This window comes from Mycobacterium dioxanotrophicus, from assembly GCF_002157835.1.
GTDB lineage: Bacteria > Actinomycetota > Actinomycetes > Mycobacteriales > Mycobacteriaceae > Mycobacterium > Mycobacterium dioxanotrophicus.
The window spans coordinates 3,117,709-3,132,440 of the sequence record NZ_CP020809.1; the positions used below are offsets into that span (position 1 = coordinate 3,117,709).

Genomic DNA, 14,732 nt, shown 5'->3' on the forward strand with positions numbered 1-14,732 from the left:
CCGCTCGCGCGCCAACGCGGTCGCATACTCGCATCCGGCCGCGGCCTCAGCCGGCACCGTCAGACGGCTTTGGTGACGCCGTAGTAGGCGACGACGTCGTCGGTGTCGGTGGTGGAGCTGGTGAGGGTGGCATACGAGCGGAGGAAGGATTGTCCGACGCAGCCGTCGACTTTGATGTGGACGTCTTTGAGGGTGACGCGTACGGGGGCGGCTTTGAAGGATTTCTTGTCCACTGAGACGTTGGTGACGGTGCCGGGTTTGGGGTGGATTTCCAGGGTGCCTGAGAGGGGCATGCTCACGCCGGTGGGGATGATGCCGGCCAGGGTGGATCCGGAGGTGCTCAGGCCGATCGACCCAACGAGACGGACCTGGCCCAGTTCGATGCCGCAGCCGATTTGGTAGCCGGTGTCGAGCGTGCCGCCGGTGAGGGTGGTGGAGCCGCCGCCGGTGACGGTGCCGGTGAAGGTGCCGGCGACCAGGTATTCGCGGGAGGACGCGGCGGTGGTCAGCGGGGCGATGGGCAGTTGGCTTTCGTTGCTGGCGGCGACGGTGAGTTTCCAGCCGTCGGGGGTGGTGACGACGCCGGGTTCGGCGGAGGCGACCAGGCCGTTGTCCGGTGGGGGGGCCGTCGGCGGCGGGGTCGGCCGGTGGTGGGGGTGGTGGGTCGGCGGCGGCGAGGGGCGCCACGGCGACCGGGGCCAACAGGGCCACTGCTGCCAGGGTGGCGAGACGATTCAACATGCGGGAACTTGTGCCTCTCGTGGGTGTCGAAACCGGGCAGGGATCGGTGGATGTCATCGGTGTCGTGGGGGGCCGGTGTTTAGACGGCCTTGGTCACGCCGAGGTAGGTGACGACGTCGTCGGTGTTGTCGGTGGAGCTGGTCAGTGTCGAGTAGGTGCGGATGAACGACTGGCCGGCGCACTGGTCGAATTTGATGCGCACTCCGGTGATGGTGACGCGGGTTCCCTTGCCCTTGAACGACTTTTTGTCGATGGGGACGATGGTGACGGTGCCGGGTTTGAGGTACACCTTGCCTTGCAGGCTGATACCGGTGCCGGCGTTGATGTCGCTGGCGGATCCGGTGAAGGGGATTTTGATGCCGGGGGTGAAGCTGATGCCGGGGTTGATTTCGGTTTCGTCGGTGATGATGCCGCAGCCGATCTGGGCGCCGGCTTCCAGGGTGCCGCCGGTGAGTTTGGTTTTGCCCGAGCCGGTGACGTTGCCGGTGAAGGTGCCGCCGACGAGGTATTCGCGGGAGGACACCGCGGTGGTCAGCGGGGCGACGGGGAGCAGGGTTTCGTTGGATCCGACGACGGTGACGTGCCAGCCGTCGGGGGTGTCGAGGACTCCGGGGGGTGAGGAGGGCACGGCGCCGGTGTCGGCCGGGGGTGGTGGTGGGGCGGCGGCGTCGGCGACGGGGGCGGCGGGATCCGGTGGTGGGGGCGGGTCGGCCGACGCGAGGGGCGTCACCGCTACCGGGGCCAACATGCACACAGCAGCCAGGGTGGCGAAACGATTCAACATGCGGGTTTATGCGCCTCTCGTGGTTGAAATCCGGGGAACGACATGATGCTTCGGATCGTGGACGGGCAGAGCTTCAGGGACCGACCGAACTTCTGATCCGCCGGCCATGCCACACCTCAACGGCACCTGCCGGTGCGCTTGCTCATCAATGACGTTCCTTCCGCATCGCGACGACCGCTAGAAGTTAGCGGAAACGGACGTCCGTGGTACCGGCAAAAATCGACATGATTCCAAACATGCCGATCCAGTGTCCCGCCGACGGCTGGCTCAGCGGTTGTGGCGCAGCGACCGCCGCAGCAGCGGCAGTCAAAGCGACTGGGCAGCAACGGATCTAGTAGATATTATGAACTCACTATCTCACAGCTCTGCGATGCGGTGCCCGATGCGGCGAACTCCGGACTATGTGGTGATGTTCCCGCACAGGATCGGGGCGAAGAACATGGTGGGTTTGCCGTCCTTTTCGATCTCGTCATGAGATCCCAAGTGCACGTTGACATACCAGCCAGAAGCCGGTGGCGCCTCGGTGACGTTGTCGATGATCGTCGTTGACTCGGCGACCCCGTCCTTCGATGCGACCAGGTCGTTCAGGTGATACTTCACCGGCCCTTGCTCGCTGCACGATCCGAGGTGGATGTGCACCGCGTGGGCGCTACCGGGCACCAGTCCGGTAGTCCGGACCGGCACGGTGAGTGTCTTGGCTGCCGGGTCGTACTGCAGAATCGCCTGACTCTGCGGGTGGTCGCCAAACTGGGGCAGCGGTGCCATCTGCAGCGTGGACGACATCGCCGGGTCCACGTCGGCGCATGAGATCGGCATGTAACTGGGGGATCCGGGGTCTCCCATGTCCTCGACCGATGCGAGGTGAATGTTGAGCAGCGTGCCTGCGGTCAACCCTTTGTCGGAGGGTTGCGTGCTCTGGACCGCGGTGTTGATGACGCCCTTGTCGTCAGCGGTGACGTTGCCGAAGGGAATCAGGACGTCGCCCTGCTTCGCGCAACTGCCGTCGTGAATATGCATGGCATGGCTGCTGCCCGGCGTGAATCCGGACATCTGCAGCTTGGCGGTGACGAGCTTCGACCCCGGGTCCCAACTGAGGTTGACCGTTCCGGACGGTTCGTTGCCAAGGGGGACGATGATCTGCCCTGGGGCGGACGCGGCCGCGGTCGTCGTCGTAGCCTGCCCCGTGGTGGTCGCGGTCGGCGAGGTCGACGATGTCGTGCTGGACGACGTCGAGTTCGACCCGCATCCGGCGACGAAAGCGACGACAGCAGTCGCGACGATGATCTGTGCCTTCAATCCCGCGCATGTACTCACGTTCGTGTACCTCTCGATGGTGGCGGCACGATCACGGTGGACTGTTTGAGCTGCTCAAGCGTACAAAGCGCACCCGCCTCCGCGGGCCAGAATGCCGATTTGTCGTCCGCGACCGTGCGGCATCGAGTCACCTCGACCGTCCACAATTGACCTGCTTCGCGATCTGCCGGCCGGGCGCCGACCCGTTGCTGTCGGAGCTTCGAACATCACTGGGTCATCGTTCGGGTTATCGCATGCCGAATCCACCAGACGGCGTAGGTGGCGAATCTGTAACCCTGTGCGTGGTCGAACTTCTCGACCGCACGTACGAGACCCAGACCGCCTCCTTGAACGAGATCGGAAAAGGCCGTACCGCGACCGACGTAGCGCTCAGCGATCGATACCACCAGGCGCTGATGGGCTTTGAGTAGATCGTCTCTTGCCTGATCGCCCTCGCGGCAGATCCGCGTCAGGTCGCGGCGGTGCTCGTCGCCCTGCTCGGAAATGCCCGTCTGCAGCTGCGAAGCTCGCCGGCCAGCTTCGATTCGCCGAGCCAGTTCGAGTTCGTCCTCGGCGCTGAGTGAGACCGCGTCGTCGACCGCATTGAGGAAGTCGCGCATCGAGTCGGCTGACGCGACCAGCCTCGTGTCCGCAAATGACTGCCACCGCTCATCGGATTGGTGGCCATCCCGGACGAAGCCGCCCGAGGCCTTGTCCCTGTCTACGAGGTCCGCGACTTCGTCATCCTCGTCGTCGGGGTTCGACTCTGTCATGGCGCCTCCTGCAGCGTCCGCGGGCGTCGCTCCTGCGTGCTCGAGAGCCCGTCTTGGAGCAGTAGTACTTGCGAGAATAGGCCGAGTTCGCCACGGATGCCCCGGCTGCGGCAGCCTGAAAATCCTGTACTCCCTGATGCACGGTTATCTGCTTGCGGCGCTAAGGTTTAACGCGGTCGGAGTCATAGCGGTGGCGCCCGTCGTATGCGCCTTCGGTGCGTGGACCTGTGGGTGCCGCCGCACCGCCACACTCGAGCTCGACGACAAGACGCCGAACGGTGACCGCTGTCGGTGTAATCCTTGCCATTGCAATCGTTTACGCGGGATTGCTGTTGACCTACCGATTGCTGGCTCCGAGACCACACCCGCTCAGTGCACTCGACCTGGGAGCGACGGGGGACACGGTTGTGATCATCACGCTGGACGCGTTGCGCACCGTGGACAATCGCCTCGATGTGCAGCGGGCCCTCTAGCCAATCGTCCGGCGCCGGCGACGATGTCACGATCACCCTGCGGCGGGCCAGAGGGCCGTTCATCTTCGACCTGGGAATCTGTCTGGTGCTGCTCAGCCTGCCCATCATGGCGCTCTACGTCGCCGGTCAGGCGCTACTGGGCAAGAAGAAGTTCGTGCCGCCGTTCTTGGGGTGGTACGCGGCGATGCTGTTCGCCGTTGTGCCGATCCGCAACATCCTCCCCGGCTCGCCGCCGACCGGGGCGTGGGTCGACCAAGCGCTGGTGCTGTGGGTGTTGATCGCCCTGATTGTAGCGATGGTGTTGTATATCGCTGCGTGGCACCGTCATTCGGATTGACGGGCCTGCGCTCAGACCAGGTCGGCGAGAGCCCTGCGGGCGGCCTCCAGTTCGGACTCCAGGGCCGCGACCTTGGCGGCCTGCTGGGCACGCGCCGCTTCGATCACCTCGTCGATCGGGGTGGAGAGGTCCTCGTGAAGTTCCTTGGCCGCGCGCGAGACTGCAGCGGCAGCGACGGCGAGGTCGCGGGCCAGGTAGGTGCTGCCTTGCTTGAGCTCCGCTCGCCACTCGCCGTCGGCTGTGCCCGTGACTGTGAGGGTCAGCTCCAGGGTCTTGGTTTTCCTACCGGTTGCCCTCTTGGCAGGCGCCTTTCGGGGCTTTTGCTCGGCAGAAGAGTCAGCGTCGCCGGACGTCGGCGCACTCTCGGGTGACAGGCTGTCGACCGAAACATCGGCGGTGTCGGAGTCGGTCGACGACATTTCTGCTGCCAGGGTGTCTACAGTCATTGTTGCGGCGATCTCCTCGGGAACATCGCCCGCACTGAGCGGGCCGGGCTGAGCGCTTATTGGAACACATGTTCGAGCGCCGCGCCAAGCCGTCCGGCCACTCAGGGTTCGCGCACCACCAGCAGCACCTTTCCGACCGTCTCGTTGGAGTCGAGGAGCTTGTGGGCTTCCGCTGCGTCGGTGATCGGAACTTCGGCTGCGACGACGGGCGTGACGGCGCCTTCGGCGATCAAGGGCCACAGGTGCCGACGCAGCTCGGTGATGATCTCGGCCTTGGAACCAGGCCCCTGCTCGGGCCGGCGCCGCAGGTTGGTCACGTGTACCGAACCCCGTTTGAACAGCAGCGCACCGAGATTGAGTTCCGCCGTGGCCCCGCCCTGCAGCCCGATGATCGTCAGGCGACCGTTCTCGGCCAGCGCCTCGACGTTCTTGGCCAGGTAGCTGCCGCCCATGATGTCGAGAATGACGTTGGCTCCGGAGTATTCGGAGTTGACCACCGCCGGGAAATCCTGATCCCGATAGTTGATCAACGTCTGCGCCCCGAGGTCACGGCAACGGTCCAGCTTGAACTGCGAACCGGCAGTCACCGCCACGTTGGCGCCCAGCGCTCGGCCGACCTGTATTGCGTGCGTGCCGATTCCGCTGCCGCCGCCATGGACCAGCAGTGTCTGTCCGGTCTGTAGTCCGCCGGTCATCACGACGTTGGACCACACGGTGGCGGCCGCCTCGGGCAGGGCCGCGGCGGCGCTGACGTCGACGCCCTCCGGCACGGGGAGTACCTGGCTGGCCGCCACGTTCACCCGCTCGGCGTACCCTCCGCCGGCCAGCAGGGCGCACACCGCGTCGCCGGGTGCCCAATCGTGCACTCCGGCACCCACTTCGGCGACATAGCCAGAAACCTCGAGACCGGGGACATCGCTCACACCGGGAGGTGGTGGGTAGAACCCCATCCGTTGCATCACGTCGGCGCGGTTCACTCCGGCCGCCACCACGTCGATGGCAACCTGCCCGGGCCCCGGTGCGGGCAGGTCATCGACCTGCGTCCACTCCATCACTTCGGGACCGCCAAAACCGTTGAACGTTATCGCATACATGCCGTGTGCTCCTCTACCTGTTCCTCGTGCGTGGAGATGTTGTCATGGTCTGCCGGGCCAGGTAGGCCCGCGGGCTGTCGCCCTTCCATCGGTGGAACGCGTGCGAGAAGTTGCTGACATCGTTGTAGCCCAACCGGTTCGAGACCTGCTCGACGGTCATGCCGCTCTGCAGCAGCTCCGTCCCCAGGTGGTGGCGCACCTCGTCGAGCAGTTTCCGAAATGAGGTGCCCTCCGCCTCCAGTTGCCTTCGTAGCGTTCGGGTACTGCACGACAGCCGCTCCGCCACCTGTGCCAAGGTCGGGGGTCGGGCGGGGTCGGTCAGCAACAGATCACGTACCTGGCCTGCACGACCCGTTCGGGCTTCCCGTTGCTCGAGCAGCAGCCGGCATTGCTGTTCGGCGAGCCTGGCCGTGTGGCTACTGGCCTGGGGCAGTGGCACACTCAGCAGCTCGGCCGGCAGGGTGACAGATGTTATCGCGTCACCGAATTCGGGTACCGCACCGAACATCTCCTCGTACAACCCGACGGCCGGTCCGGGGTCGGGGAGTGCGAACGAGATGCGGCTCGGTGGCGGCGGCGCGCCGAGGATCTCCCGGTACAGATTGGGGATGGCGGCTGCGTCACGTTCCAGCACGAACCTGCGTACCGGCGCCGGCACAGAACGGGCGTCGATCACGATCGAGAGTTCGTCGCCGTGGCGCCGTGTTTCGAAGGTGCAGAAGGCGTAGCTGAGTCGCACGAATCTCACTGCCACGTCGATCGCTTCACCCAGCGTCGGGCTGGTGAGGATGGCGAATCCCCACACTCCGAAGGCGGTAACCGGGTAGCGGGCTGCGGCCTGCAGTCCGAGGCCCGGCCGGTCCCCGAGAGCCGCAACGATATTCGCAATGGCCCTGAGTTCCTGTTGTCCGCTCACCTCGGCGGCGGGGCTCCGGACCGCGGCCGGGGAGATCCTGGTGCCGACCAGGCACTGCTGCACGGTCAAGCCGAACTCGGCGGCCCAGTCGAGCATCAGCACGAGACTCGCTGCCGGCCGCTTGGTGTGCAGATCGGGCGTCGTCATCGAGGATGTGCCCGCCTGCGATATTCCTGGGGGCCGACACCCTTCCACCGCCGGAAGGCCTGGGTGAAGCTGGATACCTGCGAATAGCCGAGGCGTTCAGCGATTTCTGCGACAGGCCGCCCGTCGGTGAGGAGTAGCTCCTCGGCCAGCGCCTCGCGCACCTCTTCCTGCAACATCCGCAGCGACACCCCTTCTTGCGCGAGGTGCCGTCGCAAGGTGCGTGGGCTGACCGCGAGTTGCCGCGCAGCCTCGTCGAGGGACAGTACGGGCGACGGACTCGCCAGCATCAGGTCACGCAACAGCCCCGCGACTCCGGCCCGTGCCGATCGCTGTCTGAGCAGTTCGACCGCTTGTTTCTCCGCCATCGACCGGGCGTACTGATTGGCTTGGGGCAGTGGCGCATTCAACGACTCCAGGCTGGCGATCAGGCAGTTCTGCGGTGCGTCGAACTCAGGTTCGACGCCGAACACGTCGACGTACTTCTGCACCTGGTCTTCTGGCGGGCGCGCCATCGTATAGGCGACGCGCAGCTGGGCATCGCGATTCATGAGCAGGTCACGCTGCAGCGTCTGAATGCCCGTGCTGTCGCGCTCTACGGCGAATCGGCGGATTCCGACGGGCAACGCCGTGGGGTCGAGAACCAACCGGCCGGTACCGTCATTCGTGTCGGCGGAAACGCTGAGTCGACACAGACAGAAGCTGAGCGCGGCGAGCGACATCCCCACCGACATCGCATCTCCCAGTGTCCGGGAACTCATGAGCGAGAGCCCCCAGATCCCAGGCGACGCGGCATGACAGCGCAGTCCTGCTTCGACACCGAGCCCCGGAACCTCAGACAGTGCGCCGAGGATGTTCGTGAGGATCTGCAGCTCATCCCGCAGCCGGACCTCGGCGTCGAGGTCGTCGAGGGCTTCGCGAGTCAGCGCGGTGCCGTGCAGTGAGTCGGCGTGCGTCATCCCGTGCTCTGCTGCCAGGTCAACCAGCAGCGCAGCACTCGCCGGCGACCGCAGAACGTCGTGCGTACTCACATCCACCTCGCGTGGCCGTGTCGGGCTGTTTGCTCTCATCATGCGTTATCCAGGTTAGGGACGGGCACGCATCGCCTGACAGGTGACGGATGGCCAACAAGTTGTGAGAAGTGGCCAACTACTGGCGACTCCGGCCCGGCACCGGAATCCTTGGGACATGACCAAGCGCATCCTGAACGTCGTCACCAACGTGTCCCATTACGAGGATCCGTCCGAGCCGACCGGGTTGTGGCTCTCGGAGCTGACGCACGCGTACCACGTCTTCGCCGAAGCGGGTTACCAACAGGCGATTGTCAGCCCGAAGGGCGGCCTCTCACCGTTGGAACCGCGTTCGCTGAAGTTTCCGAACTACGACAGGAGCGCAAAGTCGTGGAAAGCTGATCCCGCGAAAATGGAACTGCTGGCCAACACCGCTTCGCCTGATGAGATCGACTCGGCGGACTTCGACGCGATCTTCTTCACCGGTGGCCACGCGGTGATGTTCGACTTTCCTGATAGTGAAGGGCTGCAACGCATCACCCGTGAGATCTTCGAGCGCGGCGGAATCGTGTCTTCGGTCTGCCACGGCTACGCCGGACTGCTCAACACCACGCTGTCCGATGGGTCGCTGCTGGTCGCCGGGCGCAAGCTGACCGGGTTCTCCTGGGCGGAGGAGGTCCTCGCACGAGTCGACAAGCTGGTGCCCTACAACGTCGAAGAGCAGATGAAGAAGCGCGGCGCACTGTACGAAAAGGGCTTGATCCCCTTCACTTCCTACGTCGTCGCCGATGGTCGGTTGGTGACCGGACAGAATCCAGGATCCGCGAAGGCCACTGCCAAAAAGGTGGTGTCGGTGTTCGAGGGCTGACGTTGGCGCTTGCGCGGCTAGGCCATGGGGGAGATCTCGATGGCGAACGATGCCCGCTGACGACGGGTGATCCAGACACCGAATTCGCTCAGCCGGCCCAGCACCCAGTACTTGCGATTGACGATCTTGCGGACCTTCGGGGTGTCGGAGTGGTCGAGCACGCGAGCGGTACCCTCGACGACCGGTGAGCCGGCAGTGATCCTTCCGCGAATGTCGCAGGGCTGCAACGTCACTGCCGGATTGCGGCGGATGCGTTTGACCTTGTATGCCCCGACCTCCGAAAAGAAGTAGAGCTTGCCCGCGTCTGGCGCGATCCAGACGGGGGTCGACACTGCGCGGCCGTCCTTGCGGTAGCTGGTGAACGATACGTAGCTCGCTCGACCCACTACCTCCCAATCCGATGGGGTGCCGGTCATCGTTGTCTCCCTTGCCTTTTGCAGTAGCTTATCCTGCATTCGCACCTGTGCGAGACCGCTGCCAGCGCAAGCCGGTGCGCGGCCCAGGCGATCAGCTCGCCGGTCAATGAGTACGGGCTGGGGCCTTCGAGATGGATCTCGCCCACGATGCTTGCCCAGGCGGCCACGACACACACGCATCTGGCCACTTTTCACAACTTGTTGTCCATCCATCACCTGTGTATCGCGGTGTCCCGCTGTCAGCCTGGGAGCTATCAATCCCGAAGAAAGATGAGGTCCACCACGATGAGCACTCAACTCACCGAGGTCGAATTCGCAGGCCAGACCGTCGAAGTGCCGAAAGGCGGGTACTACGACCGGTACCGTTCGAACCCGAATCTCGACGAGGTGGCACAAGACCCCGCTGTTGGCAATATCGACTGGTTCCGCAGGATCCCGAAGGTCAAAGTCGACTCCCGCGTCGGGCCGATTTGGGCGCCGAACTTCTACTACCGCGCAAGCATCGTGCAGGCAAACCTGCTCGCCCCACTCGACCGCCTGGCGGCGATGCTTCCGGCCCCGCTCGAACCCCTGCGTGCAGCACCGGGATTCGGTGTGGCGGCGCTGACCTTCTTCTCGTACGCGGTATGCGACAACGACCCCTACGACGAGGTGTCGGTCGCGGCCGTGGTTCGCAAGCCCGGTGAGCGCGGACTGGTGTCCGGGCTGTTACCCGAGCTCGAACTGGTCAACGCCATGCGGCGCAGGAAGTTCTACGCCCATGTGCTGGCCCTGCCCGTCACCACCGAGATCGCCCGGGTCCGTGGCGTCGGCGGGTACCAGCTCCCGAAGTGGCGCACCGACATCAGCGTGAGCATGCGCGACGCTGTACACGCCGAAATCGCCGGTCCCACAGGGCAACCGGATGTGACCCTGCGTGCGCCGCTGCCGAAGTTCACCGAAGTGCCATCGCAGTCCCGCATGGGAACCAACACCATGGTCCATCTGGTCGACGGGCGATGGCATCAGACCTCGGTGCAATCCAACACCCTGGCGTTCGCCCGGCGCACCTTGCCGCGCGACGTCACGCTCACTCGCCATGGCGGCCCGCTCAGCGACCTGCTCGATGGACTCGGCGCGTCCAGAATCCTCAGCCTGGAGGTCACCAGAGACGTGCAACTGGTGCTGAACCTGCCGCGGCTCCTGGACGCGGGCGCCGCGGTGTGACGGTTCGGGAAGCCATCCGGCGATTCGTCGCGCAGCTCTGGCCGGTGGACGCTATGAATCAAGGATGAGCAACCACGTGAACCTGACCCCGCAGGAGAGTTCGTTGATCGCCGAGTCGCATCCCGAAGCGTTGGCGCGGATGGACGAGAAGGCGCTGAAGGACCTGCAGAGCCGGCTGCGGCAAGCCCGCGAGAAGAACTTCAGCCTGCTGCGGCGCCAGGGCGCGGCGCGGGTGGAGGCCGAAGGCGCCCGGGGCGCCGCGCAACCGGCCAGCGAGAAGCGTGGCGAAAAGGTGGAGGTCTTCGACGAAGCGTTGGCGCGGGTGAACGAGCGGCTCGAAACCAGCGACTGAGGTAGCGTACTTAGCAGATCTCAGTAAAGGAGCCTGCGCGTGGACCTCGGCATCTGGGGCGAGCTGACAATCCTCGCCGCGGTGATGGCAATAGTGTTCGCCACCTGCGTATTTCTGTACATCACACGGTTGGAGAACCGGACACCGGCGCCGATGGGCGAGCAGGTGGGCGCCCACAAAGCGGTGCTGGCCAAGGTGCGCAAACGCGAACCGTTGACCGAGGAGGAACTCGAGTACGCGACCGAACTGGTCAACGATGCGCGCAATCCGCTCGCGTACGCGATCCCCGCCGTGCTCTTCACCATGGGGTTCTTCTATGTCGTCGGCTGCCTGTATGAGCTCCATGTCCACGGCGGCAATCCGTCGTTCCGCACGTTCATCGGGGGAATTCCGATGCTGACGTCCATGAACATCGTCGCCCAGTTGCGCCGGGTCGCTCGGTTGAAAAAGAAGCTGCCGACGGCAGTGGGCGTTTGCTAGTCAACTGCTCAGCATTGGGTCGTCCGCCATGGGCCTAGCTCCGCGGCGACGATTCCGCGATCGGGTCGCCGTCCTCCCACAGCAGCAGTTGACGGACCGACGCGCGTGACCCGTACGGCTGCAGCATCTGGCTCGCGGGCCGTGGACGCACCCTCAGCGGCCACCAGAACCAGCGGCCGATCAAGGCGGCGATGGACGGTGTCATGAACGACCGCACGATCAGCGTGTCGAACAGCAGTCCGAAGGCGATCGTCGTGCCGATCTGGCCGAGCACCCGGAGATCGGCGAACACGAAGGACGCCATGGTGGCTGCGAAGACCAGGCCCGCCGCCGTCACCACCGCGCCCGAACCGGCCATCGCCCGGATGATGCCGGTGTTCAAGCCCGCACCGATCTCCTCCTTGAACCGGGAGATCAGCAGCAGGTTGTAGTCCGATCCCACCGCCAACAGCAGGATGACGGCCAGCGCCAGGACGATCCAAAACAGTTGGATGCCAAGGAGGTCCTGCCAGATCAGCACCGAGAGCCCGAACGAGGCGCCCAACGACAGGGCGACCGTGCCCACGATGACGAACGCGGCGACGATGCTTCGGGTGATGAACATCATGACCAGCAGAATGAGACTCAGCGCGGCGATCCCCGCGATCATGAGGTCGTATTTGGCGCCGTCCTGGATGTCCTTGTAGGTGGCTGCGGTGCCGGCGAGGTAGATCTTGGATCCGGCCAGGGGAGTGCCCTTGACGGCCTCCTGGGCCGCATGCCTGATGCCGTCGATATGTGAAATGCCTTCGGGCGTAGCGGGATCGCCGTCATGGGTGATGATCATCCGGGCCGCCTTGCCGTCCGGTGACAAGAACAGCTTGAGCCCGCGCTGGAATTCAGGGTTGGTGAACGCCTCCGGCGGCAGGTAGAACGAGTCGTCGGTCTTCGAAGCGTCGAACGCCTGACCCAGCGCGGTCGAGTTCTGCAGGGCGGCCTGCGTCTGGTCATTGATACCCGACGTGGTGGCGTAGTTGGTCAGTGTCAGATCCCGGTTGGTCTGCTGGCTGGCGATCTGCGGGGGAATCAGTGCCAACAGCTTGGGTTGCAGCTCATCCAACTTCGTGATGCTGCCCGAGACGCCTGCCAACTGATCCGTCAGCGCGTCGATGCCGTCGAGCGCATCGAACACCGACCGCAGTGCCGCGCACATCGGGATGTCGAAACAGTGCGGTTCCCAATAGAAGTAGTTACGCAGTGGGCGGAACTGGTCGTCGAAGTTGGCGATCTTGTCCCGCAGATCCTGCGCGGTGGCGACCGTCTGCTGGAATGCCTTGGCCTGCTCGTCGGTGACGGCGCTGGATTGTTGTTGCAGCGCATATTGCTGCCGCAGGATGTCGATCGAATTGTTGATCACGTCAACCTGTTTGAGCAGATCGGCGCCGCGGGCCTGCTGGAAGGGCAGGTTGTTGATCTGCGCCGAGCTGCCCGCGCTGATCTGGAACGGTATCGACGTGTGGTCCAGTGGGGTGCCCAGCGGCCGCGTGATGGACTGGACCTGAGCGATACCGTCCGTGTGGAACACCGCCTTGGCGACGCGCTCCAGCAGGATCATGTCGGTGGAGTTTCGCAGGTCGTGGTCGGCCTCGATCATCAGCAGTTCGGGATTCAGCCGCGCTTGGGAGAAGTGCCGTTCGGCGGCCGCGTAACCGACATTGGCCGGAGCATCGGCAGGCATGTAGGGCCGCGCGTCGTAACTCGTCTTGTATCCCGGCAGCGCGAGCAGCCCGATGAGGGCCACCCCGACCGTCACCACCAGGACCGGGCCGGGCCAGCGCACGATGGCCGTCCCGATACGCCGCCAGCCCCGGGTCTGCAGCTGACGCGCGGGTTCGAACAGACCGAAATGGCGGCCGATCACCAGCACCGCGGGCGCCAGCGTCAACGCCGCGAGCACGGCCACGAGAACGCCGATGCCCGCGGGGATGCCCAGGCTCTGGAAATACGGGAGCCGGGTGAAGGTCAGGCAGAACACCGCCCCGGCGATCGTCAGGCCCGAACCCAGGATGATGTGCGAGGTTCCGTGGTACATCGTGTTGAACGCCGACACGCGGTCCTGCCCGGCATACCGCGCTTCGTGGAAACGTCCGAGGATGAAGATCGCATAGTCGGTGCCTGCGGCGATCACCAGCAGCGTCAGCAGATTCGTCGAATACGTCGACAGCTCGATGATGCCCGCGTTCGCCAACACGGCGACGACGCCGCGCGACGCGGTCAACTCGATCATCACGGTGAAGATCACGAGAATCGCGGTGGTGACACGCCGGTAGAGCGACAACAGCATCACCAAGATCACCCCGATGGTGATCAGCGTGGTCTTCAGCGTGCCGTGTCGGCCCACCTCGAACTGGTCGGTGACCAGGGGCGCCGGGCCGGTGACATACGCCTTGACCCCCGGCGGCGGGGGTGTGTCGTCGACGATGCGGCGGACCGAGTCGACCGACTCATTGGCCAACGACTCGCCCTGGTTGCCTGCGAGGTACACCTGCACCAACGCGGCTTTGCCGTCGGTGCTCTGCGAGCCGGCCGCAGTCAGCGGGTCGCCCCAGAAATCCTGAATGTGCTGGACATGCTTGGTGTCCTGACGCAGCTTCTGGATCAAACCGTCGTAGTAGTGGTGCGCGTCGGCGCCGAGCGGCTTGTCACCCTCCAGCACGATCATCGCCGAACTGTCGGAATCGAACTCGCCGAACACCTTGCCGATCCGTTTGGCGGCCTGCAGCGACGGCGCGTCGTGGGGGCTCAGCGACACATTGTGCGATTCGGCAACGGTCTCGAGCTGCGGCACGAACACGTTGGTCACCACTGCCAGGCCCAGCCAGAACAGTGCGATGACCACCGAGAACCGCCGGATCAGGTTCGGAACCCGGTGGCGAACGTCATTGTCGGTACTCATCCGGACTTGTCCAGGCAGTAGGTGTAGGCGTTCAGCGTGTTCACCGTTCTCTCGTCTTTGACCACGTCGTCGATCTTGATTCGGCAGCCGATCGAATCGCTGTCACCTTGGGCCTGGACGTTGACGAACACCGCGGGCTGGGTGGTGGTCGTGTCGTAGGCCCATGGCAACGCGACGCCGTCGGCCCGCTGCGGCTGGGCGTTCACGTCCAGATAGGTGATGGTCGCAGTCGTCCCCGGCGGGCCGAACACCTCCATGACCACGTGTTTGGGGTTGAACGGAACGATGTCGTTGACCGCGCCGCTGGGTGTCGAGGTGACGTCGTGCGAGGCGAAGACGCCGTGCAGGCGATACACGGCGAAGGCCGCGACCGCGATCACCACCACCGCAACCAGCAGCATCCACCGTCGGCTCAGCCGACGTCCGATCGAAACCCGCTGCATTCGTGACCCTTTCAATGAGCG

The 14,732-nt window shown here is 64.8% G+C and carries 15 protein-coding genes and 2 pseudogenes; 6 read left to right on the forward strand and 11 right to left on the reverse strand.

Features of this window, described 5'->3' with window-relative positions; translation table 11 throughout:
• Positions 1–59: 59 nt before the first annotated feature.
• The 4 genes and pseudogenes from BTO20_RS15060 to BTO20_RS15080 form a co-directional block, all read right to left on the reverse strand.
• Positions 60–741, reverse strand: a pseudogene (locus BTO20_RS15060) (MspA family porin).
• A 79-nt stretch (positions 742–820) separates the two neighbouring features.
• Entirely contained in the window at positions 821–1,525 is a 705-nt protein-coding gene (locus tag BTO20_RS15065; protein ID WP_198344395.1) for an MspA family porin, read from the reverse strand.
• A gap of 399 nt (positions 1,526–1,924) precedes the next feature.
• Positions 1,925–2,839 carry a CHRD domain-containing protein gene (locus BTO20_RS15070; RefSeq protein ID WP_157680220.1) on the reverse strand — a complete coding sequence of 305 codons (915 nt, stop codon included), beginning with the start codon at positions 2,837–2,839 and terminating at the stop codon, positions 1,925–1,927.
• A gap of 206 nt (positions 2,840–3,045) precedes the next feature.
• Complete coding sequence (locus BTO20_RS15080) at positions 3,046–3,591, reverse strand: sigma-70 family RNA polymerase sigma factor (RefSeq protein ID WP_087077098.1); 546 nt, start codon at positions 3,589–3,591, stop codon at positions 3,046–3,048.
• Between the two features lie 332 nt (positions 3,592–3,923).
• Here BTO20_RS15080 and BTO20_RS41345 point away from each other — a divergent pair, with 332 nt between their 5' ends.
• Together BTO20_RS41345 and BTO20_RS41350 are read left to right on the forward strand one after the other, a co-directional pair.
• On the forward strand, positions 3,924–4,064 hold the full coding sequence (locus tag BTO20_RS41345; protein WP_232491141.1) for a hypothetical protein: 141 nt from the start codon (positions 3,924–3,926) through the stop codon (positions 4,062–4,064).
• A gap of 22 nt (positions 4,065–4,086) precedes the next feature.
• Positions 4,087–4,401, forward strand: a pseudogene (locus tag BTO20_RS41350) (DUF4436 family protein); the annotation flags it as partial.
• Positions 4,402–4,412: 11 nt separating this feature from the next.
• Here the strand turns inward: BTO20_RS41350 and BTO20_RS15095 are convergent.
• The 4 genes from BTO20_RS15095 to BTO20_RS15110 form a co-directional block, all read right to left on the reverse strand.
• Positions 4,413–4,847, reverse strand: a complete 435-nt coding sequence (locus BTO20_RS15095) for a DUF6319 family protein (protein WP_087077100.1) — start codon at positions 4,845–4,847, stop codon at positions 4,413–4,415.
• 101 nt (positions 4,848–4,948) lie between these two features.
• On the reverse strand, positions 4,949–5,941 hold the full coding sequence (locus BTO20_RS15100; protein WP_087077102.1) for an NAD(P)H-quinone oxidoreductase: 993 nt from the start codon (positions 5,939–5,941) through the stop codon (positions 4,949–4,951).
• Positions 5,942–5,954: 13 nt separating this feature from the next.
• A complete protein-coding gene (locus tag BTO20_RS15105; protein ID WP_087077104.1) occupies positions 5,955–7,004 on the reverse strand; it encodes an AraC family transcriptional regulator in 1,050 nt (349 codons plus the stop codon).
• Positions 7,001–8,032, reverse strand: coding sequence for an AraC family transcriptional regulator (locus tag BTO20_RS15110; protein WP_232491143.1), 1,032 nt, complete (start codon positions 8,030–8,032; stop codon positions 7,001–7,003). Before BTO20_RS15110 ends, BTO20_RS15105 begins: the two co-directional genes overlap by 4 nt.
• Positions 8,033–8,189: 157 nt before the next feature.
• On the opposite strand from BTO20_RS15110, the gene BTO20_RS15115 reads away from it, so the two are divergent.
• Complete coding sequence (locus tag BTO20_RS15115; protein WP_087077106.1) at positions 8,190–8,879, forward strand: type 1 glutamine amidotransferase domain-containing protein; 690 nt, start codon at positions 8,190–8,192, stop codon at positions 8,877–8,879.
• A 17-nt stretch (positions 8,880–8,896) separates the two neighbouring features.
• On the opposite strand, the gene BTO20_RS15120 is transcribed toward BTO20_RS15115, so the two are convergent.
• On the reverse strand, positions 8,897–9,295 hold the full coding sequence (locus BTO20_RS15120) for a PPOX class F420-dependent oxidoreductase (RefSeq protein WP_087077108.1): 399 nt from the start codon (positions 9,293–9,295) through the stop codon (positions 8,897–8,899).
• Between the two features lie 285 nt (positions 9,296–9,580).
• Between BTO20_RS15120 and BTO20_RS15125 the strand changes: the two genes are divergently transcribed.
• The 3 genes from BTO20_RS15125 to BTO20_RS15135 all read left to right on the forward strand — a co-directional run bounded on the left by BTO20_RS15125 (position 9,581) and on the right by BTO20_RS15135 (position 11,333).
• Complete coding sequence (locus tag BTO20_RS15125) at positions 9,581–10,501, forward strand: acetoacetate decarboxylase (protein WP_087077110.1); 921 nt, start codon at positions 9,581–9,583, stop codon at positions 10,499–10,501.
• 64 nt (positions 10,502–10,565) lie between these two features.
• A complete protein-coding gene (locus tag BTO20_RS15130) occupies positions 10,566–10,853 on the forward strand; it encodes a hypothetical protein (RefSeq protein ID WP_087077112.1) in 288 nt (95 codons plus the stop codon).
• A 39-nt stretch (positions 10,854–10,892) separates the two neighbouring features.
• Complete coding sequence (locus tag BTO20_RS15135; protein WP_232491144.1) at positions 10,893–11,333, forward strand: hypothetical protein; 441 nt, start codon at positions 10,893–10,895, stop codon at positions 11,331–11,333.
• A 34-nt stretch (positions 11,334–11,367) separates the two neighbouring features.
• On the opposite strand, the gene BTO20_RS15140 is transcribed toward BTO20_RS15135, so the two are convergent.
• Positions 11,368–14,268 (reverse strand): MMPL/RND family transporter, encoded by a 2,901-nt coding sequence (locus tag BTO20_RS15140; protein ID WP_087077115.1) that lies wholly within the window; start codon positions 14,266–14,268, stop codon positions 11,368–11,370.
• On the reverse strand, positions 14,265–14,711 hold the full coding sequence (locus tag BTO20_RS15145) for an MmpS family transport accessory protein (protein WP_198344396.1): 447 nt from the start codon (positions 14,709–14,711) through the stop codon (positions 14,265–14,267). Before BTO20_RS15145 ends, BTO20_RS15140 begins: the two co-directional genes overlap by 4 nt.
• Between the last annotated feature and the right edge of the window lie 21 nt (positions 14,712–14,732).

What these genes read in the sequence shown, in the direction of transcription:
- BTO20_RS15095 (WP_087077100.1), bottom strand. Translation starts at nt 4,847, where the DNA reads ATGACTGTAGACACCCTGGCAGCAGAAATGTCGTCGACCGACTCCGAC.
- BTO20_RS15120 (WP_087077108.1), bottom strand. Translation starts at nt 9,295, where the DNA reads ATGACCGGCACCCCATCGGATTGGGAGGTAGTGGGTCGAGCGAGCTAC.
- BTO20_RS15100 (WP_087077102.1), bottom strand. Translation starts at nt 5,941, where the DNA reads ATGTATGCGATAACGTTCAACGGTTTTGGCGGTCCCGAAGTGATGGAG.
- BTO20_RS15080 (WP_087077098.1), bottom strand. Translation starts at nt 3,591, where the DNA reads ATGACAGAGTCGAACCCCGACGACGAGGATGACGAAGTCGCGGACCTC.
- BTO20_RS15130 (WP_087077112.1), top strand. Translation starts at nt 10,566, where the DNA reads ATGAGCAACCACGTGAACCTGACCCCGCAGGAGAGTTCGTTGATCGCC.
- BTO20_RS15115 (WP_087077106.1), top strand. Translation starts at nt 8,190, where the DNA reads ATGACCAAGCGCATCCTGAACGTCGTCACCAACGTGTCCCATTACGAG.
- BTO20_RS15145 (WP_198344396.1), bottom strand. Translation starts at nt 14,711, where the DNA reads ATGCAGCGGGTTTCGATCGGACGTCGGCTGAGCCGACGGTGGATGCTG.
- BTO20_RS15065 (WP_198344395.1), bottom strand. Translation starts at nt 1,525, where the DNA reads ATGTTGAATCGTTTCGCCACCCTGGCTGCTGTGTGCATGTTGGCCCCG.
- BTO20_RS15140 (WP_087077115.1), bottom strand. Translation starts at nt 14,268, where the DNA reads ATGAGTACCGACAATGACGTTCGCCACCGGGTTCCGAACCTGATCCGG.
- BTO20_RS15105 (WP_087077104.1), bottom strand. Translation starts at nt 7,004, where the DNA reads ATGACGACGCCCGATCTGCACACCAAGCGGCCGGCAGCGAGTCTCGTG.
- BTO20_RS15125 (WP_087077110.1), top strand. Translation starts at nt 9,581, where the DNA reads ATGAGCACTCAACTCACCGAGGTCGAATTCGCAGGCCAGACCGTCGAA.